General features: G+C 62.4%; 14 protein-coding genes, 1 pseudogene and 1 riboswitch. Of the genes and pseudogenes, 9 read left to right on the top strand and 6 right to left on the bottom strand.

Annotated features, from left to right (window positions below; translation table 11 throughout):
* From WD429_RS11245 to WD429_RS11230, 4 genes and pseudogenes are all read right to left on the bottom strand, one after another.
* Window positions 1-221, bottom strand: a pseudogene (locus WD429_RS11245) (3'-5' exonuclease); the annotation flags it as partial.
* 10 nt (window positions 222-231) lie between these two features.
* The gene (locus WD429_RS11240) at window positions 232-2109 is read right to left on the bottom strand and encodes a putative nucleotidyltransferase substrate binding domain-containing protein (RefSeq protein ID WP_368422267.1); all 1878 of its coding nucleotides are present in this window, start codon (window positions 2107-2109) and stop codon (window positions 232-234) included.
* A 227-nt stretch (window positions 2110-2336) separates the two neighbouring features.
* Window positions 2337-5342 (bottom strand): parallel beta-helix domain-containing protein, encoded by a 3006-nt coding sequence (locus WD429_RS11235; RefSeq protein ID WP_368422266.1) that lies wholly within the window; start codon window positions 5340-5342, stop codon window positions 2337-2339.
* Between the two features lie 22 nt (window positions 5343-5364).
* Window positions 5365-7839, bottom strand: coding sequence for a hypothetical protein (locus WD429_RS11230; RefSeq protein WP_368422265.1), 2475 nt, complete (start codon window positions 7837-7839; stop codon window positions 5365-5367).
* Between the two features lie 198 nt (window positions 7840-8037).
* Between WD429_RS11230 and cobU the strand changes: the two genes are divergently transcribed.
* Window positions 8038-8562, top strand: a complete 525-nt coding sequence (cobU, locus tag WD429_RS11225; protein WP_368422264.1) for a bifunctional adenosylcobinamide kinase/adenosylcobinamide-phosphate guanylyltransferase — start codon at window positions 8038-8040, stop codon at window positions 8560-8562.
* Window positions 8563-8594: 32 nt separating this feature from the next.
* Here cobU and WD429_RS11220 read toward each other — a convergent pair whose 3' ends face one another.
* Both WD429_RS11220 and cobT read right to left on the bottom strand, forming a co-directional pair.
* The gene (locus WD429_RS11220; protein ID WP_368422263.1) at window positions 8595-9200 is read right to left on the bottom strand and encodes a histidine phosphatase family protein; all 606 of its coding nucleotides are present in this window, start codon (window positions 9198-9200) and stop codon (window positions 8595-8597) included.
* A 9-nt stretch (window positions 9201-9209) separates the two neighbouring features.
* On the bottom strand, window positions 9210-10274 hold the full coding sequence (gene cobT / locus WD429_RS11215) for a nicotinate-nucleotide--dimethylbenzimidazole phosphoribosyltransferase (protein ID WP_368422262.1): 1065 nt from the start codon (window positions 10272-10274) through the stop codon (window positions 9210-9212).
* Between the two features lie 268 nt (window positions 10275-10542).
* Here cobT and cbiB point away from each other — a divergent pair, with 268 nt between their 5' ends.
* From cbiB to WD429_RS11175, 8 genes are all read left to right on the top strand, one after another.
* Entirely contained in the window at window positions 10543-11496 is a 954-nt protein-coding gene (gene cbiB, locus WD429_RS11210; protein ID WP_368422261.1) for an adenosylcobinamide-phosphate synthase CbiB, read from the top strand.
* Entirely contained in the window at window positions 11493-12518 is a 1026-nt protein-coding gene (gene cobD, locus WD429_RS11205) for a threonine-phosphate decarboxylase CobD (RefSeq protein WP_368422260.1), read from the top strand. The genes cbiB and cobD overlap by 4 nt, the downstream gene beginning before the upstream one ends.
* An 11-nt stretch (window positions 12519-12529) precedes the next feature.
* Window positions 12530-12743, top strand: a riboswitch (cobalamin riboswitch).
* Entirely contained in the window at window positions 12707-12853 is a 147-nt protein-coding gene (locus WD429_RS11200) for a hypothetical protein (protein ID WP_368422259.1), read from the top strand. It overlaps the preceding riboswitch by 37 nt.
* A gap of 40 nt (window positions 12854-12893) precedes the next feature.
* On the top strand, window positions 12894-14696 hold the full coding sequence (locus WD429_RS11195; RefSeq protein WP_368422258.1) for a TonB-dependent receptor plug domain-containing protein: 1803 nt from the start codon (window positions 12894-12896) through the stop codon (window positions 14694-14696).
* Between the two features lie 22 nt (window positions 14697-14718).
* On the top strand, window positions 14719-18933 hold the full coding sequence (locus WD429_RS11190) for a cobaltochelatase subunit CobN (protein WP_368422257.1): 4215 nt from the start codon (window positions 14719-14721) through the stop codon (window positions 18931-18933).
* On the top strand, window positions 18927-19823 hold the full coding sequence (locus WD429_RS11185) for a cobalamin-binding protein (protein ID WP_368422256.1): 897 nt from the start codon (window positions 18927-18929) through the stop codon (window positions 19821-19823). Before WD429_RS11190 ends, WD429_RS11185 begins: the two co-directional genes overlap by 7 nt.
* A gap of 72 nt (window positions 19824-19895) precedes the next feature.
* Window positions 19896-20810: a FecCD family ABC transporter permease gene (locus WD429_RS11180; protein WP_368422268.1), complete on the top strand. Its 915-nt coding sequence runs from the start codon at window positions 19896-19898 to the stop codon at window positions 20808-20810.
* On the top strand, window positions 20810-21580 hold the full coding sequence (locus WD429_RS11175; protein WP_368422255.1) for an ABC transporter ATP-binding protein: 771 nt from the start codon (window positions 20810-20812) through the stop codon (window positions 21578-21580). Before WD429_RS11180 ends, WD429_RS11175 begins: the two co-directional genes overlap by 1 nt.
* Window positions 21581-21776: the final 196 nt, after the last annotated feature.

The raw sequence follows: 21776 nt of genomic DNA, 5'->3' as shown, positions 1-21776 counted from the left end.
CTCACGATGGCGTGAGTATCAGGCGAAAGCCCGGTGGTCTCGAAATCCAGGGCGACCAGTGGCACATCCGAAAGAGGCGTTTCCGGCGGGACACAACCGGCTTCGTAAAAACGGCGTAGCGCCGGGTTACGGGCTTCCCGGGCCAGCTGGTGCAGGCGCGACGGCCAGTCGGGTACGGCGGCGCTGTCGGTGGCGGCTCGGGTCGGATTCGAGAAAGGCATTGGCGAGCCTCTATCTCAGTTCACGGCCGGCGGGGGCCGTGTACCGGAACCGCAGAAACTTCTGGCCATTGCTGAGAATCTGGAACGCATCCTTGAGATTGCGGCGCTCGAACGGTGACAGGGCCTCCGGTCTCACGTTGTTGTCCGGTTTGCGTCCGGCCTCCAGGGCCAGCGCCTGGTGGCGGATACGCACAATGGCGATGAACTCCAGGGCATCGCGAAGGTTCTCGGCGGCGCCTTCGGGCAGCATCTTGCTTTCGATAATGGCATTGAGCCGGGCGAAGGAATTCTGCGCCTTGGAGCCGCACGCCAGGGCATGGATGCGGATCAGGTCGGACAGCGGGGCGGTGCCACGGCGCTTGAGGTTGATGATGTTCTTCTGTTCGCCATCCTGCTCCATGACAAAATCGCGGAAAAACCCCAGGGGCGGCGTGCGGTTCAGGGCATTGCGCGCCATCATGGCGAGAAAGCGCTGACTCTTGCTGGCTTTCTCCGCGACCAGACTTTTCAGGGTCTCCCCGAAGGCAAGCTCGCCATGGATCCCGTCCAGGTCAAAGAAAATGTTGCTGTGCAGCAGGGTTTCTGCCCGGGGTTCGCGGATCCACAGATCCAAGTAATCTTTCCACTTCGCCAGGGGCTGTCGCCACTTGCTGTTGGTTGCCATGATGCCGCCGGTACAGTAGGTGTAGCCGCAGGCCGCGAGCCCATCGCTGAGGAAGGCCGCCAGTTCGCGGAAGTACGCGTCGTGCCGGGCCGGGTCGAAAGCGTCATCGATCACCATAGCGTTGTCCTGATCAGTCACGATCATTTGCTCGTCCCGGGCCATGGAACCCAGGGCCAGCAGGCAGTAGGGCACCGGCGGCGGGCCCAGTTTTTCCTCCCCGAGCTCCAGCAGCCGCTGGCTGAAGCTGCGGCCGATACCGGCCATGGCGCTGCCGATCATTTGCGAGTTGGCGCCCTCGTTGACCATGCGGACGAAACTGTCCTTGACGTCTTTGCTGATGGCCTTGAGGCCCCGGACGCTTTGCTGGCGGTAGATGTTGCTGACCACGAAAAGGCTGCTCTGGGATTCGTACCGGATGATATCCGAGAGCCCGATGATGCCCCGGGGCTCATCCCGGTGGAAGATAGGCAGGTGATGGACATTGTTATGCAGCATCGTCAGCATGGCTTCAAAGATGGGAGCATCGGAGGACAGGGTGATCAGGGAGTCGGACATGATCTCGCTGACCGGCGTTTCCGACGGCAAGGCTTCGGTGACCGCGCGGGTACGCAGGTCCCGGTCGGTGATGATGCCGCGGAGTTCTGGCCGGTCACCGTCTTCGTCCATCAACAACAGCGCCGATACGCCCTGTTCGGTCATGATTCGGGCGGCTTCCTGCAGGCGCACGGTAGTGGGTGCGGAGACCGGCGCGCGCGCGATCAGCCGGGTGACTTTGGACGTCATCAGCTCATTGGATTTTTCGCGTCGGGAAAGCGCGGAGCGAAGCCGGCTGCGGTCTTCAATCTCGACAAAGTCAGCAAAGTTTTCATCGTTTTCCCACAGGTGCTGGAAGATCTGATCCGGAACGCGGTACACCAGGCAATCTTCAATGGCTTTGGCCGGAAAGCGCACGCTTTTGCCCATCAGCAGGCCAAACTGGCCAAACATCTCGCCTTCGGTGATGCGATTGTAGAGCTCGCCGGAGCGACGATAGATCTCCACCGCGCCACTGCGGATGTAGAACAGCGACGTATTTCGCTGGCCAAATTCGAGGATGGTCGCGCCCGCACGGAAATAGGCGATCTCAATGCTGGCGACGACCTTGTCGAGCATGGCCTCCGGCATTTCATCGAACGGCGCGTGCTGGACCAGGTGATTACGGATATCGATCAGCTCTGCCTGCATGAAATCTCCTTGAAAGGCCGGCGGGTTTGGTGTGCTCAGGGTGCAATATAGCAGTGGGGCAGCGGAGGGGCGAGAGTGTCAGGTCGTCAACACAACTCCACAGGATAAGAAACTGACGCAGGGAGATCTCCCCTGTGGTTTCAAAGCGTTTAATGGTCGGCTCGGGCACCGTGCTGCGCTCTGCCAGGGCCCGGCGGGACAACCATCAGGCTTCCTGATCCTGAAGATCAGGGCGTTAAGGATTGTAGGATACTGCCGTTGCCACAGGCATCACCATTGGCGTAGTCACTGTCCACCACGTTATTGATCCAGTAATTGATCAGTTCCACGCCTTCCATGTGAGTGACACTGCGGGCGATGGGTGGCATTTGCCGCTGGGGATCGGCGCTGGCCGTGACGCGGCAGGAGACGATGGAGCTGTCGGCGTCTCCGGGAACCACAATGTGCTGGCGACTGCAGGAACCACCGCCGGTGGCCGTGGGTTTCTTGCAGATGCCGTAGCCGGCGTCAACGTTACGATAGTGATCCAGGTAGTAACCGGTATTGGACGCGGCACCACGATCGTTGTGGCAGTGCTGGCAGTTCACTTCCAGGTAGGCCCGCAGGCGCGCTTCCACATCGGCGTCGGAACCGGCAGCTTCGCCGCTGTCACCGGCGAGGTTCCAGTGGGGCAGGCGTTCAATGTTGGTGGCAATGCCGCGACCGTCAATCTGCAGGTTCGGCACATTGATCAGAATGCCCTGGTCCTGCCAGTACTTGAGCTGATTGACGCGGGGAAATCCGCCCTGGCCGCTGGCCCCCATGAAGGCGGATTCCGGCGCATAGGCGCGGTTCAGGTTGCGGGGTTTCGGGCCAATGGGCGCGCTGCCGGATTCGACGTCGTCGTTACTGTGGCAGGTGAGGCACTGGTTGGCGTTGGGGATGGCGTATTTGTCCGTGCTTCCCGCCATCAGCTCGCCGGTGACCTGATCCTGGTAATGCCAGCTCACCGCGCGGGTGCCGCCTCCGAGCGCGAGTTTCGCCACCGGCCGGCCTTGGCTATCTTCCTCCCAGATATACGTGGGGCCATCCCAGAACGCCTTGCCACTCTCGCTGACCCGTTTGATCAGCAGGCGGGTTTCCACCAGTTCCTCGGTGCCCTTGCTTTCATCGGTAAAGGCGAAGGTCTTGGCAATCACCGTGCCGGTGGGGAAGTGAATAGTGCCATTGACGTTGCCGCCACCCTGGCCATCCACATAGACCGCTTTGGTGCCCGGTGGCACGAAGGCGACCCGGTATTTGGTGGCGTAGTCGGAGAACAGCTTGCTGTTGAGCACGAAGGGCACGCCGCCATCGTTCGGGGTGCTGCGGGGATCGTGGGGATCGGCAAACAGGTTGTACTGGTCCAGTGTCGGGCAGTTTACCTCCAGGGCATCGCGGTTGACGCTGCCCGGCTTGCCGCGCTTGCTGCACAGGCGGTTGATGTAGTCCTCGCTGGGAGCCGGATCGATAGCGCCGCTGGGTTCGAACGGCGGGATTGTCACCCGGGGCAGCGGTGGCAGTAGCTTGCCAAAGCGGGCCTGGCAGTCGTGAACCGATTTGTCGGTGTCGGCCACCACGCCCGTCAGCCCTTCCAGTACCGATTGCAGTCCCTCGAGGGAGAGAATGCTGGGGTCCTGTTCGGCTGCGGCCAGAACCAGTTCCAGACCCTGAGTGCCGTGAAAATTCATGTAGGCCTGACTGTCGGCCGCCAGATCGTTATCGTGGAAGCATGAGCCCCACTGCGGCAGCTTGCGCTCGCCGTTGGCGTCGAACTTGTAGGCGTTGTAGTGGCACGACGGGTTCGGGTGCTGATTGGTGTGAATGGGCTTGCCATTCTCATCGGCCGGCACGGGCTCGCCATTGGCGTCCACCGGGTAGGGGCAGTCCTCATCCAACTCATCCAGCAGCCCGTCCCAGACAATGTGCGCGCCCTTGCCGGGGTTGGTGATGTTTTTCAGGCCGATCAGGGTGGGCAGCACGGTTTCCACCTGGCCTTCCAACAGCACCTTTTCAAAGTTGGGTGGCGGCAGGTCGTAACCGGAATTCCGCATCACGTTGTTATGGATGTGAAGCCCTTCGGTGTATGGGTCCAGTTTCTTGTCCGAGGTTTTGTCCTTGCCGTCGATCAGCTCATAGCTGGTGTAGATCACGGCTGCGGTGCTGTGGTCCTCGAAGGTGTTGTTGAACACTTCGATGTTGTCATAGCCCAGGGTGATGAAACCGGTACCCCGGGGTACCGCGGACACCAGGCCGCTGTGGGCGAAGTTGTAGGTGTTGTTATTACGCGCCAGGTTGTTGAGCATCACCGAAGTGTCGCCGTACTGGGTGATGTTCTCCAGGTCGTAGATCAGGAAGCCACCGGTGTTGCACTCGGCGACGTTGTTGTCGTACTCGCCGCCCTGGACGTTTTCGATCTCGAAACCCATGACGTTATACACGGCGCGGCTGTTGCGGATGATGGCGGTGTTGGTCTGACCAACGTAAATGCCGGCGTCCGACGCACCGACGGATTCGGAGTTGGCCACCAGGATGTTTTCCGATTCCACCGGGTAGATGCCGTAGCGACCGCTGGCGGAGCTGGGGATGTAATCCGGTGTGGGGTCGCCTTCATTCAGCGGCGGGTTGGTGCACTGTACGTGTAGCCGATCCGTGTAGTTGCTGGCGGTAATCGGTTCACCACCGCCGGACCAGATGGCGCGCACATTGAGCAGCGTGCCCCATTTCACGCCCTTGAGTTTGAAAGCGTCCCCCGGTGAGTCGGCGATGGTCAGGTTCTGTACGGTAATGCCGCGCACGTTCAGCGCTTCCAGACCGGTGACGTTATCGCTGTCGCGGAAGGACAGCACCGTGCTGTCCTTGCCGCAGCCCTTGACCAGCACATCTTCGGTGGCCTGGATCAGCAGCCCGTGGTTGAGTTCGATGAAGCCGCAGCCGAATTCCAGGGTGTCACCGGGGCGCAGCTGGATCATCGCGTTGACCATGTCGTGGGTGGCATCCGCGCCGGCTTCCACGAGGAAGGTGCGGCCGTCGCTGAAGCGGTTAACCTGGTCCCCGGCGACATCGTTGTTGTTGCCGGAATTGTTGCCGGATGTGGCATCCGACGAACCGCCACTGTTACCGAAACAGCCAGAGAGCAGGAGCGTTGCTGTCAGCGCGGGAATCAGGGCTGAACGCCGCTGCCTCACGTGGTTTTGCGTAGTTTTACTGTTCATGGTTTTGTCCCTGTTCTTGTTCTTAAAGCGGTGCGCGTTCAATCCGCTCCCACATCCGCAGGTAAGCCTCGGCGGAGGTGAAAAGCTGATCGATGGCATCGTCAATCTGTTCGGAATCGGCATCGCTGTTGCGGATCATGTCCTCGATCTGGTCCGGGTACAGGCCGTAGTGGGCGACACCGCGGCCAGCGTAGAGGCTGAACTCCCGGTCGCCGGTGCGCTGCACATCGAAGCGGACCCGCCCGTCAATGGAGGTGAACGGGTAGAGACCGGCTTCGTCCTCAGCAGTGCCGGGGTTGGAAGCCAGTTGTGCGATGCCGTTGACGTCAGAGGCGAAACCGGCACCGCCAAAAGGGCCCACCTTGAGGTCGTCGCGGCGCGGGCGGTTGCCATCCCGGGTCAGCTTGCGCACCCAGTCTTCGCGGGTGCCGCCGAAGGACGCGGTAATGCCGCCCTGGGCCGCAATCCGGTCCCGCAGTGCTTCGGTACCGCCCCAGCCGCCATGGCTGTTGATCACCGGATAGTCCAGCGGCCGGGTAATTTCCAGAATCCGCGCGGCGGCCTTGCGGCTGATGTGATCGGTTTCGATCATCATCTTGCGGCGCACCAGTTCCTTGATCAGGAAGTCCCCCAGATCACTCAGGCCACGACGGTTACAAAGCTGATCCGTGCCCCGGCGTGGGTCGAGCTCAGCCATTTCTTCCGGGGTTTCCGGGAAACGCTCGCCAAGGTAGTCCATCTGGTACAGCAGCTGATCGAACAGGCCGAAGGGCTGCAAGTCGGCGTTCTGGTTCGGCTCACCTCCGGTGTATTCAACGTTTTCGGGGCATTCTTCGAACTCCACCGGGTGGCCGGTTTCCAGCAAATTGCCACCATAGAGAATCGGGCCGATGCCAATGCCGGTGGACAGGTCCGGCAGGTGGCCGCCAAAGGCGTTGTCGAACTTGTGAACCGGGAAAATGTTGCGAACCCCTAGCTGGTAGAACTGGTCCAATCGTTCCACGATTTCCTCGCGGGTACATTCGGCCACGCCGAGGAATTCACCACACTTGAAGACCTTGGACATCTCAATGCCGAGCACCACGGCGAGCTTGCCGTCGCCGATTGCCTCGCGGGCCCGGGCCGGGCTGGTGACGATCTGGAACCAGCCTTTCCCCGGTCCGCCGTGCTGGGCGTCGATGTAGTCCTGCATCTCATACATCCGCTGGATCTGCAGCAGGATGGATTCCATGGGGTCGCAGTCGTTCTGTTTCTGGGGGTTGATGCGGCAGAGAATTTCGTTGTGCACCAGGTGATTGACCAGGATCTTCATGCCCGCCAAGTGGGCCCGTTCCATCCATCGGTAATAACTCTGGTGATGTTGCAGGGAGTTGTAGCGAGGCCAGTCATTGAAGCTGGGCCAGCCCTGGGTGTCGTGGGTGCCGATACCACTGGTGGCCAGCTCCACAAACCCGGTCGCGCCCCAGGGGCCATGGACGGCCTCGCAATCATGGAGGGCGTGGGTGACGCCGAAGCGGTGGAACGGTGCGCCGTAGTTGACCCGGCCTCCGATAAACTCATAGGCGGAGATGTGGGAATGGGTGTCGACAAAGCCGAAGACGTCGTCCTTGTCGATGCCCTTGACCTTGCGGAAACGGTCCACGTCCTTGAGATAGATGGCCGGGCCTTTAGAGTCAACGACCTCAGCGTTCAGCTCGGCTTCCGGGTAGGCGTCGCAGCCCTCGGCCTCCGTCAGGGCGAAGGCACCAGATTCATCAATGACGGAAGGAGACACCAGGGCAAGGCCGTCATCCGTGGCTGCCAGCATCAGGCCGGTGACATCGGATGCCAGAGTGTAGCGTTGCTCATCACCCAGCCGCTGCAGTTGCCATACTGCGAGATCGCTGGGGGCGCTGACCATGGCAAGCGTGGGATTGACGGTAGTGTCGCCGATCTGATCACCGGTGAACTCCAGGCTTTCACCAATAGCGCGCAACGCATCCCCCAGCGGAGCCACCGGGTCCAGGATCAGGTTGGTGGTGTCGCCAAGGCCGGCCACCAGGTAGGAAATCTCACCAATGAAATTACCGGTATCATCCAGGAATTCACCGGCGGGGTCGCTGATGCCAAGCAGCTCAAACAGCCCCACTTCCCCGGTGTTGCGTTGGTAGCCCGACATCATCAGGTAGGCCCCGAGGCGGGTGGGGCGCATCCGGAATGCGGTGGCTTGGTCGGCATTGCGAGTGGTGGAGTACTGACCCGATTGCGGGTCGGCGCTCAGGTAACGGCCCTGGGCCTCCAGGGTGTAACAGCCGTTGGCGAACCTGTAGCGGTCAATGGGGGAATCTTTGCGGAAGGTGTCTTGCTCGGAGGCAACGGCTGAATCTTCGGAGGGTGTTGATGGTCCCTGTGCCGGGTTGTCGTCATCGCTGCCACCGGAGTCGCCGCCACAGCCGGTGATCAGTAGCGCGCCAGCAAATGCCCACGCTGTACGCATGGGGCGTTTCTTATAGTCCATGTGAACCTCTCATCCGTCGTCATCGCCGGCTGGCCGGCAATTCGTTTTTTATTGTTGAGGCATTTCCATTATTGTTGTGGTCGCCCGGAAAGACGCTTCTCCAGGGTAACGTGATAGTTTGTAGCATGTTGAGTAAATGTGAACTGCGTCACATCAGGCCATTTTTTGAACACACCTTTTGATCCCGAAGGAGCAATCATGGGCGTTTCTCGAACTCTCGTTATGGGAGGCATTCGCTCGGGGAAAACCGCGTTGGCCGAGCAGTTGGCCTCGGAATCCGACAGTGCAGTGGTCTATGTGGCCACCGCCAGGGTGGGTGATGAGGAAATGGCGCAGCGGGTAAAACGACATGTGGACAGCCGCCCGAGCCACTGGGGGCTGGTGGAAGCGCCGCTGCGGCTGGCCAGTGTTCTGGAGAGCCACGGAGATGAGGCCAGTCCGCCCTTTCTGTTGATCGACTGCATGAGCCTGTGGGTCAGCAACCTGTTGTTTGCTGGTGAGGAGGCCTTCGATCGTGAGCGCGAGGCGTTCCTTGCAGCGTTGCGGAACTATCCTGGCAGCGCCGCGATCGTCAGCAATGAGGTGGGCCTGGGCACCATTGGCATGGACCCGCTGACCCGCCGGTTCTGCGATGAGCTGGGTTGGTTGAACCAGGCCCTCGCGGCCAGCTGTGACCGGGTGGTAATGACCGTCGCAGGGCTGCCGTTGTGGCTCAAGGGGTGATGGATAGGGGTGATGGATAGGGGTGATGGACGTCAGGTGCCGTGGCTTTGCAGGCAACTGAGCACGCCGTGCTCGGAGTGATCAATGCGCACCCGGCTGCGACAAGCGTAAGGCACCGTCAGGGCCGAGAATGACCGCGCCAGGGGAATGCCCATTACCTCCGCCAGGATCATGCGGATGACGCCGCCGTGGCATACCACCAGGAGGCGTTGGCCGGCCGCCTCCTGGCACCAGTGATGCCAAGCCGCCCGGACCCGGGCGTAAAATTCGCTCATGGACTCACCGCCGGGCGGCGGATTGGCAACCGGGTCGTTCCAGAACCGGGTTAATGCCTCCGGGTCGTGCGCCAGGATCGCGTCTGCGGTCATGCCCTCCCAGTCACCGAAACTGATCTCCCGCAGGCGCTCGTCCTGCTCCAGGGGAAGCCCCCGTTCAGTTGCTAACTGCTCCGCAAATTTGCGGCACCGCAATAGCGGAGAGGTGATGATCCGGTCCCATACATCGTGTTCGGACACGGCGGCATGCATCTGCCGCCATCCCGCTTCACTCAGGGGGTCGTCCTGGCTGCCCCGGAACATAGGACCACCAACGGGCTCGCCGTGACGGATCAGATCCACAATGGTCGTGCTGCTGTTCATTAGCGTCCTTCAGGGCTGAGGGTCTTTGTTGCTGACACCGGCATCGGCAAAACTGGCCATGTTGTTGTGCAGTGCGCAGGCGGCCCGCAACAGGGGCACCGCCACCGCCGCGCCGCTGCCCTCACCCAGACGCATGCCAAGATCCAACAGGGGTTTGGCGTCCAGGGCTGCCAGAACCCTGGCATGCCCCGGCTCCGCTGAACGGTGGGCAAACAGCAGCCAATCCCGCAGGGCGGGCTGCTGGTGCACGCCAATCAGTGCGGCGACAGAGACAATATAACCATCCACCAGCACCGGAATGCCCCGCGCCGCGCAGCCCAGTATCGCACCAACCAGCCCGGCGATTTCAAAGCCGCCGAGCGAAGCCAGTACCGTCAAAGGGTCGGTACTATCACCGTGTCGTTTCAGTGCCCGGCCCACCACCTGACTTTTACGGGAAATTCCCGCAGTGTCCAGACCCGTGCCGGGACCAACCAATTGCTCCGGTGACTGGTTCAGCAGGGCACAGGCCAGGGCGGCGGCACTGGTGGTGTTGCCTATGCCCATGTCGCCGCCAATAAACAACCGGCACCCGGCCCTGGCAGCCCGCTCTGCCGCCGCATCGCCCCTGGCCAGGGCGGCACATACCTGGGATTCAGTCATTGCGTTGGTCACCGCCAGATTGGCCGTTGCCGACGCGATCTGTTCATCCCGGACGTCGGGTAGTGCCGGCACCTCGCCTACCGTGCCCAGGTTCACCACCTCCAGCGAAGCATTCAACTGTTTGGCCAGCACGCTGATGGCCGCACCGCCTCCGGCAAAGTTGGCGATCATCTGCGCCGTGACTTCCTGAGGAAACGCCGAGATGCCTTCTTCGCATACACCGTGGTCGCCGGCAAACACAGTGATCCGCACCGGGTCTACCGTTGGCCGCTCTGTTCCTTGCAGACCTGCCAGTTGTATGGCGAGCTGTTCCATCTGGCCGAGAGAGCCCGGCGGCTTGGTCAGCACCTGCTGGCGCTCGGCTGCCAGCCGTGCAACCTGTGTGTCGGGTTTCGGAACTGGTTGGTTCCAGCATGAAGGAAGAGGGGGCATTGGAGATTCCTGGCCGGTGAAAACAGCAAATGGTCTACCCGGTCCGAAAAGGTGTCAAGGCTGGCGGTGACTCGGTTAAACTGCTCGCTGACTTCGTAAGCCTTCTGCCTAAGGGGGAGGAGCGGTTGGGCATGGCTGGCCAAAACACGCTGTGAATACTTCCCTGTACGCTCCGCTCCGCCATCCATGGCTCCGCAGGGTTTTGGCCAGCCATGCCCAACCGCTCCATGTACTTCGGGAGTGGCCTGATTGAAGAGATACTGCTGATTTGAACGCTTTTATTCTTTCCGTGATTGTTTGCCTTCTTGCCGTGCTACTGGATCGCTGGCTCGGGGAGCCACGCCGTTGGCATCCACTGATAGGGTTCGGACGCCTGGCGGGAGTGGTGGAACGGTGGCTGAATCGTTCGCCCATGCATAGAGGCCTGTCGCTTTCATTGGGTCTGCTGGGCGTACTGATTATCGTGTTGCCTGTTCTGATGATGGCCGAGTTGTTGCGGTGGACGTTTAACGAATGGGCATACCTGCTGCTGCAAGTTGTGGTGCTATATCTCGCTCTGTCTATCCGGGGGCTGACGGAGCATGGCCGGGCGGTGTCGGAGGCATTGCATAGCGGCGACCTGGAAAACGCGCGGGAGCAGGTGGGCCGTATTGTCAGCCGCGACGCCAAGGCTCTGGACGACTCCGGGGTAGCGGCCGCCGCCACCGAATCCATGCTGGAAAACGGGGCGGATGCGGTGTTCGCCAGTTTGTTCTGGTTTCTGGTGGCGGGTATTCCCGGGGTATTGCTGCATCGGATGGTCAATACGCTGGATGCCATGTGGGGCTATCGCAATGAACGTTATCTGTATTTCGGGCGAGTCGCGGCACGGTTGGACGATGTCATGAACTGGGTGCCTGCCCGACTGACTGCGCTGACCTATGCCCTGCTGGGTAACACACGCCTGGCCTGGCGTTGCTGGCAGACTCAGGCACCGCAGTGGGACAGCCCCAATGCCGGGCCGGTGATGGCCGCCGGTGCCGGGGCTTTGGAGGTATCCCTGGGTGGTCCCGCGCCCTATGCCACGGGCGTGAAACAGAGACCGGTGCTGGGGCAGGGGGCAGCGGCCAGCGCGGACACGGTGGACGGCGCTCTCCGCTTAGTTTGGATGGGCGTCTGGCTGTGGCTCGGTGTGCTTGCGCTGTTTGCTTTGGCGGGTCTGCTTTCGGGGATCGGGGCATGACACCACCGGAACACGGCGGACGACTCAACGCGGCAGTGACGTGCTGGGGCATTCCCCGAGAGCAGTGGCTTGATCTGTCCACCGGTATCAATCCCCACGGCTGGCCGGTGCCGGATTTGCCGACGGAGGTCTGGCAACGGTTGCCGGAGCCGGATGATGGCCTGGAAATCCAGGTGCGGCAGTGGGCGGGGGCTCCCGCTGACGCTGCCTGCGTGCCGGTGGCTGGTAGCCAGGAGGCGATCATGGCGTTGCCCCGGTTGCGACCCTCGTGCCGTGTGGGCGTCCCCAGCCCGGGCTATCGGGAGCACGGCCATAGCTGGTCCTGTGCCGGGCATCATGTGGTCAGCCTGGATTGGCCACAGGTCAGCGGTGAGGACGACTCCTGGCTGGACGATCTGGATGTGCTGGTCTGGATCAACCCCAACAACCCGACCGGGCAGACCGTTGACCCCGAGCGTCTGTTGCGCTGGCATCAGCGGCTACAGCGACGGGGTGGCTGGCTGATCGTCGATGAGGCGTTCGTGGACGGCTACCCGAAGCTCAGCCTGGGGTTTGCGACCGGGCGGGAAGGGCTGGTGGTATTGCGTTCTCTCGGTAAGTTCTTTGGTCTCGCGGGCGTGCGGGCCGGCGCGGTGCTGACCGGGCCCGCACTGGCTGAACGCCTGCGGTACGCGATCGGCCCCTGGACCGTCAGTGGTCCCGCCCGTTATGTGATGCGTCAGGCCTTGGCGGATAAGCGCTGGCAGGCCGCGACCGCCGAGCGATTGGCGGTGGACAGTCAGCGGCTGGGGTGCCTCCTGGCTGCTCATGGCCTGGACGGTTCCAGCGGCACTCTGTTGTTTCGTTACGTTCAGCACCTACGCTCGGCGGAATTGGCGGATGGGCTGGCTACGCAGGGCATTCTGGTGCGTCGGTTCGATCAGTCCCCGGCGGTGCGGTTGGGGCTGCCAGGTTCCGAAGCGGAGTGGGAACGGCTGGCGCGGGCACTGGCGGCTTGCGGAATGTCATTGACCAATCGTTAACCGATTGCTAGCCTTGCCGCACTTTTTCAGGTGCCCCGTGCAAAGCGACACAGGGGTGAAACGGGAAGCCGGTCAGATGCCGGCGCTGCCCCCGCAACGGTAATTGAGTCAACGGTGATCGAATGCGCCACTGTGCCCCTTGGGGCATGGGAAGGCGATCACCCGGGTTTGCCCAAAGCAGACCGCTCATGAGCCCGGAGACCGGCCTGGAATTGCCAGACGTTGCGGTGGGCGACTGTGTGGCAGGTGCCGGCTATTCCTCCCGACCTGGATTCCCCCCGGACACCTGCTTCCTCTCTTGCCACCTGGTTGCCTGCCCCAACGTCATTACCTAAGCCATTTCGTGCGGGCGTGCACGAGTATGAGGACGTTGAGATGAAGTACGCACTACCGGCCGTGACACTGTCTGCGGCAACCCTGTTGATCGCAACCCAGCCCGTTATGGGCAATGAATCTTCCGAATCCAGACTGGATCCGATTGTGGTCACCGCCACCCTGGGCCCGAAAACCCGGGGCGAAAGCGACTCCTCTGTCACCGTGATCGATGAAGAGGCCATTGAGCGCCTGCAGCCTCAGACTTTTGAGGAGCTGCTGGTTGGCCAGCCAGGGCTGGATATAACCAGTAACGGCTCTTTTGGCAAGAATATCAGTGTGTACACCCGGGGTACCGGCAGCGAGTCCACCGTTTTCCTGGTGGACGGTGTGCGCCTGCGCTCGGCCACCAGCGGCAGCGCGGCGTGGCAGTATTTCCCGCCGCAGATGATTGAGCGGGTGGAAATTGTGCGTGGCTCCCGCAGTAACCTGTACGGTGCCGACGCCGTGGGTGGCGTTATCCAGGCCTTTACCCACAGTGCCGAAACCGGCCATGAGGGCTGGGTACAGGCCGGTGGCGGCAATTTCAACACGCAGGAATATGTCGCCGGAGCGGTCGGTACCGAAGGCCGGATGACATACAGCCTGAGCGCGAGCCATCTGGAGACCGACGGCACCGCCATCGTGGAAGGCGGCGAAGACAAGGGCTTTCGTAACAGTTCCGCCCTCGCATCTGTGGCTCACCAGTTTGATTCCGGCGGGGAGGCCGGCGTTGTCATCATGCGGGCTCAGGGTAATACCGCATTCGAGGGCGGCGACACCGACTTCGCCATCCAGACCCTCGGTTTCCGTCTCGACACGCCCATCAGCGACTACTGGCGCAGCCGTATCCTGCTGGCGGAATCCCTCGACGAATCCGATAACCGCGATACCTTCGGCGACAGCACCTTCGACACCAAGACCCGCAGTGCCCGCTGGGAGAACCAGATCAGCATCGGTCGTCACGAGTACATCGTGGGGGGCGAGCTTTTGGTGGACGAGGTCGACAGCACCACGGAATACGACGAATCCAGCCGTACCAACGCCGCCATTTTTGGTCAGGCGCTACTGAATTTTGGTCCGACCGACTTTCAACTGAGCCTGCGGGCGGACGACAACGAGGCCTTTGGCCGCGAGGAAACCGGTGCCGTGGCCATGGGCGTTGACCTGGACCGGAATCACCGGGCCCGGGTGAGCTACAGCACGTCCTTCCGCGCACCCACCTTCAACGATCTTTACTTCCCCGGTTTCGGTAACGCGGACCTGCAACCGGAAACCGCAGGCAGCCTGGAGCTGGGTGTTGGCGGGCAGTACAGCCACTGGTTCTGGGACGCCGCCATTTATCAGACCGACGCTGACGACCTGATTGTCTTCACCATGAAGGATGGACGCTTCGCGCCATTCAATGTAAACGAGGCGCGCATCCGCGGTGCCGAGCTCAGCGCTGGCCTGGAACTGGACGCCTGGACCCTGCAGGCGGCCGCCTCGGTTATCGACCCTCGGAACCAGGAGACCGACAACCGCATTCGTCGCCGCAGCGCCAAGCAGTTCCGGGTGGATCTGGACCGGGCCTTTGGCCAGGTTTCCCTGGGCACCACCGTGAAGGGGCAGGGCTACCGCTACGACGATGCCGACAATGAAGACCGTATCGCCGGCTTCACTACCTGGGACCTGCGGGCTAAATGGCAGATCGACAGTCACTGGACCACCAGCCTGACGGTGGACAACGTTCTGGACAGGGAATACGCCACGGCATTGCGTTTCGATGGCAGTAAGTACATCGCCGCCGGCCGCACCGCGATGCTGACCTTACGCTACGACATCTGATCGGTCACGGAGAGGCAAGGGCATGACCAATACCTATCCAGATCGGAACATGAGCCGTCCGGCACTTGCCCTTCTCCTGGGGCTGGCGATGCTGGTTTCGACACCGGTATTCGGTGCCACGGTAGTTGGCGTGGTGTCGGAACGGTCGGCGGCGGAGATGGCGGCGGGTGCCGAGCGCTTTCTTGAGGGCCATCCGGATCACGAGGTGGTGCTGAGAACCCCGGAGCAATTGGCAACCCTGGAAGACCGGGAAATCCGCGCGCTGGTGTCCGAGGCGGACGCGTTGGTACTGGCGGCGGTATTCGGCGATCAGGTGGGACGCCTGCAACGGCTGGTGCCGAAGGCCGTGGCGAGCGACAGCCTGCCCATTCTGGCGATCAACGGTGACCGTCGGCTGTCGCGCCTGTCCCGGCTGGGTGGCCAAGAGCCTCTGGCGGATCTGGATGGCGCAACTCTCAACCAACTGATGACCGCCCCGGACCCCGGAGCGGATGTCCGGGAGCATCAGGCCAGTTTGGAACAGACGTTCCCGGATCAGGCTGTCTGGCTGGAAGGGCGCGCCCTCTACCAGGGTCGCACCCCGCAGCATCTGGACGGGTTGTTGCGCTGGCTGCTGGTGCAGGCGGGCGAAGATCTGGAAGTGCCGGAACTGCCACCCCGGGCGCTGGTTCGCTATTACCGCAACGGCGAAGCCAGCGATGATCCGGCGGATCTGCATCTCAAGCCCGGCCCGGTGGTCACTCTGCTAGACCTGGACAGCGGCGACCGCCCGGGCGACAGGGCACTGCTGGATGCCACCTGCAAGGCCCTGGAAGCGCGGGATATCCAGTGCTTTGCGGTCCTGTCCCGCTGGGGCGGTGCCAGCCTGGAGGCCGTGCGAACCCTGGACGAGGTCACGGGGCCGGCTACCCTGTCCGGTATTATCAGCCTTCAGGATTTCACGATTGGCGGCGGTGAAGGCCGACGCCAGGTCACCGAGGCGCTGACCCGGCTGGATGTGCCCGTTATCAAAGGCCTGCGACTGGCCTCCCGTACCGCCAGCCAGTGGCAGCTATCCATAGACGGTATTCCCTCGGACAAGGTGCACTACAAGCTGGCCATGCCGGAGTTGCAGGGCGTCAGCCAGCCCATGGTGCTGGCCACGGCGGAGCCGGAAGTGATTGATGAGCGCACCGGTGTTGCCCTGACTCTGACGCAACCGGTGCAGGAGCGGGTGGAAGCGGTGGCCGACCGCCTTGCACGCTGGCAAACCCTGCAAGCAAAGGACAACGCCGACAAACGCGTGGCCATCGTCTACTACAACCACCCCCCGGGCCGCCAGAACATCGGCGCGGACAATCTCGATGTGCCCGCTTCCCTATACGAGATGCTGAACTGGCTGAAAACCGAGGGCTACGATACCGGGCCGCTGCCAGACAGCCCGGAAGCCCTCAACGATCTGATCCAGCAGCGTGGCGTAAATCTGCCGGATGATCCCAGAGCCCTGAAGGAGATGGCTGGACAGGTTGCGTCCATGGACAGCGATACCTACCAGCGCTACCTGGACACCTTGCCAGCCGTTGTACAGCAGGAAATGGCTCACGGCCCATTGGGTTACCTGCACGAACGCCTGGAACAGGCCCATGGTCTGGGTGAAAAGGACCTGGCGACGGGCTTACTGAACCGGGGTATCCGTGACCTGCGTCACTTGATCGAACACCTCCAGCATCCCAACCGCCAACAGGCCCTCGCGCAGTTGGATGAGTACGAAGCCCTCTGGCAACGACGCCTGAACGAAGGCGGTCATCAGGATCAACTGAAAGCCAGCCGGGACGCCCTGCTTAACACCGGTATTCCCGGCCTCAAGGGCTGGGGTGAGGCGCCGGGGAAGTCCATGGTGGTGGACGACCGGCTGGTTTTCCCGGGCCTGCGCTTCGGCAATATTTACATTGGGCCGCAGCCGCCCCGGGGCTGGGAAGTGGATGAGGAAATACTGCACGCCAATCTCACCTTCCCGCCCACCCATCAATACGTGGGTTTCTACCACTGGCTGCGGGACCACTATAAGGCGGATGCGTTGGTCTATGTCGGGCGTCATTCCACCCGGGAATTCCTGCCCCGCCGCCGTGCCGGCCTGACCGGGGATGACTACCCGGACCTGCTGGGTGGCGACTTGCCATTGATTTATCCCTACATCGTCGACGGTGTCGGTGAGGGCATACAGGCCAAACGCCGGGCCCTGGCGGTGATGATCAGCCACCTGACACCACCGCTGGCCGCCACCGAACTCTACGATGACCTGCTGGAGCTGCGGCAACTGGTAGAAACCTGGGAGTCCGCCAACGAGCCCGAAAGCCCGACCCGGGAGCGGGCCCTGGAGTTGCTGAGGGAGAAAATTCGGGTGCTCGACATCGGTGAGGATCTGGAGCGGGAAATCGCCGGCGAGATGGGGCTGTCCGTGGATGAGGTCTCCGTGGACGAACTGTCGCCGGACCTGCTCGTGCACGAGGCCGGCCACTACGTCACTGATATGCAGGAACACTTCATGCCCCTGGGCTTGCACGTGTTCGGTCGGGACTGGGATGACGATATGGTCGACACCATGCTGGACTCCATAGCCGGCAAGGCGGGCACCCCCCAAGCGGAGTGGCGGGAGCACCTGAAAGCCTCGCCGGCGGCGGAGCGCCAGAGCTTTCTCAATGCGCTGGAAGGCCGGTTTGTGGCGCCGGGGCAGGGTAACGACCCGCTACGTACGCCAGCGGTATTGCCCACCGGCCGCAACTTCCACGCGCTGTCTGATGACCTGATCCCGACCCGCGTGGCCTGGTCCCTGGCGCAAGAGCTGTCGGTTGAAGCCATGGCCGATAATACCAGGACACAGGGTGAGAGCGACGCTCTGGTGCTCTGGGCTTCGGACACTGTGCGGGACGAAGGCGTGATGATCGCCTTTGGCCTGAAGCTGCTGGGTGTTCGCCCGGTGTGGAACAGCCGGGGCATCGTCAAGGGCCTGGAGCGCCTGCCCGCCGGGCCGGATACCGATACCCCGGAGCGGCGCAATGTGGTGTTCACCACCTCGGGCCTGTTCCGTGATCTGTACGAAAGCCAGCTGGAATGGCTGGACCTGGCGTCCGGCTACGCCCTGGCCGGTGCCGCCAACACCATCAAAACGGAACATCCCGACTTGGCGGATGCGTTGGAAGAGGCCTTGTCGACGTTGCCGGCGGCGATGCGCGAACCGGGCAACGAAACTCTGGAAACCAATGGCGTGGCAGCCCGCTGGGTGGCCGACACCCGGGTATTGCTGGCGGCCGGTGCCTCGGCCCGGGATGCCGGTACCCAGGCGGCCTACCGAGTCTTCGGCACTGCACCTGGCTCCTACGGTGCCGGCGTCAACCGTCTGGCGACCCGCTCCGGTGCCTGGCAGGAGCGGGAACAATTGGGCGATGCCTACCGCCGCCGCATGGGGCATGTGTACGGCAAGGGTCATCAGGGCGAGTCCGCCCATGACGCCTTTGACCGCCAGTTGCATACCGTGAACCACACCTATCTGGGCCGGGCCAGCCACCTCTATGGCCTGCTGGATAATGACGACGGCTTCGACTTCCAGGGCGGCCTGTCCAACGCCGTGGAGCACCTGCGCGGTGAACCGCCGCAGAACCGGGTGTTGCAATACGCCGACCCGAAGAACCCCCGGGTCGATTCGCTGCAGCGCGCGCTGCAAGTGGAGCTGCGCGCCCGCAACCTCAACCCGCAATGGCTGGCACCACTGATGGAACATGGTTATGCCGGAGCCCGCACCATGGGCAGCGATTTCCTCGACAACCTCTGGGGGTGGCAGATTACCAGCCCCCAGGTACTGCGCTCCAGCATGTGGGACGAGGTCAACGAAGTGTACTTTCAGGACCGTCATGGCCTGGGTCTGGATGAGTTCCTGGCGGAGGGGCACAATGTCCACGTCAAGACCCATATGCAGGCCATCGCGTTGCTGGCGGCCAAGCGGGGCTTCTGGGAGGCGGACGTGTTCACCCTTCGTGCCCTGGCCCGTGACTTCGCCGGCAATATCATCGACCATGGCCTGCCCGGCAGCGGTCATACCCGACCGGACCATCCGCTGATGGACTGGGTGGCCGAGCAACTGGAACCGAAGCAGCGGGAAGCCTTTGAATCCGCCCGCAAGGGTGGCTCAACGGCCTACCCCTTGGGGGCCGCTGCCGATGACGATTGCCAGAACCCGTATAACCGGACAGCCTCATGCTGAATGTCTCCAGACAATTGACGGTCATTGGTGCCGCCGTGCTTGCCTTGTGGCCGGCGCTGACACTTGCCGACGAGGTGTGTGCCACCGACGATACCGGCACGGAGGTCTGCCTTGATCAGCCGGCCAGCCGCATCGCGGCGCTGTCTCCAGGTGCCACAGAGTTGGTGTGGGCCGCCGGTGCCGGAGAAAAAGTGGTCGCGGTGGTGGCCTACAGCGATCACCCGGAAGCAGCCAAAGACGTGACTTCTGTTGGCAGCCATACCCGCATGGATCTGGAACGGCTGATGCAGCTGGAGCCGGATCTGATCATTGGCTGGGTCACCGGCAATCCGCCGGAGCAACTCGAGGCCCTGAGGGATCTGGGGCTGCCGGTGTTCTCGATTGAGCCCCGTACTTTTGAGGGGGTGTCCCATACCATCGAGCGACTGGCGACTCTGGCGGGCACTGACGAAGCGGGTTTCGCCGAAGCCGAACGCTTTCGTCAGGGCATGGCTGAACTGTCACAGCAGTATCAGGACGCAGACACCGTGCCGGTGTTCTATCAGGTCTGGGACGAACCCCTGATGACGGTCAACGATGATCACCTTATCGGTAAGGTGATCACACTCTGTGGCGGGGTGAATGTGTTTGGTGACCTGGAACGCCTGGTGCCACGGATCAGCCCCGAGGCGGTGATTGGGGCCAACCCCGAAGCCATCCTCGCCGGAGGTATGGGGGAAGAGAACCGCCACTGGCTGACTCGCTGGGCAGAGTTCCCCGGTATTGAAGCGACCCGCAAAGACAACCTGTACTTTATTCCACCCTCCCTGGTGCAACGGCCCACCCCGCGCATGCTGGAAGGTTCCCGTCTGTTCTGTAAAAAACTGGATGATGCCCGTGCCAAGCGCTGACTGGAGACGGCGCTCGTGAGCCGGTCCCTGTTCAAGCCGCTGCTGATTCTGGTGCTGGCCGGCCTGGCAGCGATGATGCTGTCAGTGGGTACGGGCAGCGTCAGTGTGCCGCCGGAGCAGGTGCTGGCGGTGATGCTTGGTGAAGGCAGCAACCTGCAGCAGACCCTGGTACTGGAACTGCGCCTGCCTCGCACGCTGTCGGCGTTCGCCACCGGCGGCTTGCTAGCGGTGGCCGGAGCGCTGATGCAGGTGTTGTTACGCAATCCCCTGGCGGACCCCTATGTGCTGGGATTGTCCGGTGGTGCCGCGGTTGGTGCCTTGCTGGCCATGCTGGCGGGCCTGGGCGGCCTGGTCGTTTCCGGCTCTGCGTTTGTCGGCGCTCTGCTGTCCACGCTGATGGTGTTCGGCCTGGCCCACGGCACCGGCAGTTGGACACCGTCACGGCTGTTGCTCACCGGGGTGGTGGTCGCCGCCGGCTGGGGTGCGGTGATTACCCTGATGCTCGCCATCAGCCCGGCCCAGCGCCTGCCGGGCATGCTGTACTGGTTAATGGGGGACGTGTCCTATGCCCGCTCACCCTGGCCGGCACTGGTTCTGCTGTTTCTGGTGTGTTTGCTGGTGGTTCCGCTGGGCCGCAGCCTGAACGTGCTGGCCCGTGGCCCCATGCAGGCCGCAGCGCTGGGCGTAGCTGTGCGCCCGCTGGAATGGACCATCTACATCCTCGCCAGCCTGCTCACCGCCACCGCCGTCACTATGGCTGGCAGCATCGGCTTTGTGGGACTGGTGGTGCCACATATGCTGCGCCTGGTACTGGGTAACGACCAGCGCCTGATCCTGCCCGCCTGCGCCCTGGCCGGTGGCACCTTGCTGGTGCTGGCGGACACCCTGGCGCGGGTGGTAATCGCGCCAGAGCAGTTGCCGGTGGGTGTGATTACCGCTCTGCTGGGCGTGCCGACTTTCCTTTACCTGCTGTACCGGAGCCGCTGATGAATCCGCTGCAGGCCAAAAATCTGGTGATTGATATTCCCGACCGTGGCGATGGCCAGCCACTGGATTTCACAGTGAAATCGGGCCAGGTCTGGGGGGTACTCGGCCCCAATGGGGCGGGTAAGACCACCCTGCTGCACACCCTCGCTGGCCTGCGGTCGCCGCGCCAGGGTTCTGTTTGCCTGGGTGAGCATGCACTGACCGAGTTGCGACGCCGGCAGATCTCACAGCAACTGGGCCTGGTGTTCCAGGATCGGCAGGACGGCTTTCCGGCCACGGTTCTGGAAACCGCGCTGATCGGCCGCCACCCCTGGTTGTCGCCCTGGCAGATGGAGTCCGGGGAGGATGAGCGGATTGCCCGCCAGGCGCTGGAAAAGCTGGACGTTGGCCATCTCAGCGGTCGCCTTGTAAACACCCTCTCCGGCGGAGAACGTCAACGGGTTGCCATCGCCACGGTACTGACCCAGGCACCGGACACCTGGTTGCTGGACGAGCCTACCAACCACCTGGATTTGCACCATCAGGTATCGGTATTGCAGTTGCTGACAGAACAGGCACGGAATGGGCGCTCGGTATTTATGTGTTTGCACGACCTGAACCTGGCTGCGCGCTGGTGTGATCATTTGTTGTTACTGTACCCCAATGGTGATGCCTGTTGGGGGCCGGCAGGGCGGATGTTGGTGCCGGAGGCGCTTGAACGACTCTATGGCCAGAAACTGATTACGGTGGAAGCTGATGGGGCGCCGGTGTTTGTGCCTGTTAAATCTTGAGCTTGGGAGTAGCGACCGGGGGCGGGTACAGCCTTCCGGGACACGCTGTGAATACGTCCATGTACGCTCGACAAAAACATCCCTGTTTTTGACGATCCCTGACGGCCCTCAACCCGTGGCTTGCCAAACATTTTCATTGCCCGCTGACTGCCTGTAAACGAGCGAGTATACATATTTATTGCAGTGTCAGGGCAGT

Source organism: Marinobacter sp. (genome assembly GCF_040904845.1).
In the GTDB taxonomy this organism is placed as follows: domain Bacteria; phylum Pseudomonadota; class Gammaproteobacteria; order Pseudomonadales; family Oleiphilaceae; genus Marinobacter.
This window is presented reverse-complemented; position numbering and strand designations above follow the sequence as displayed.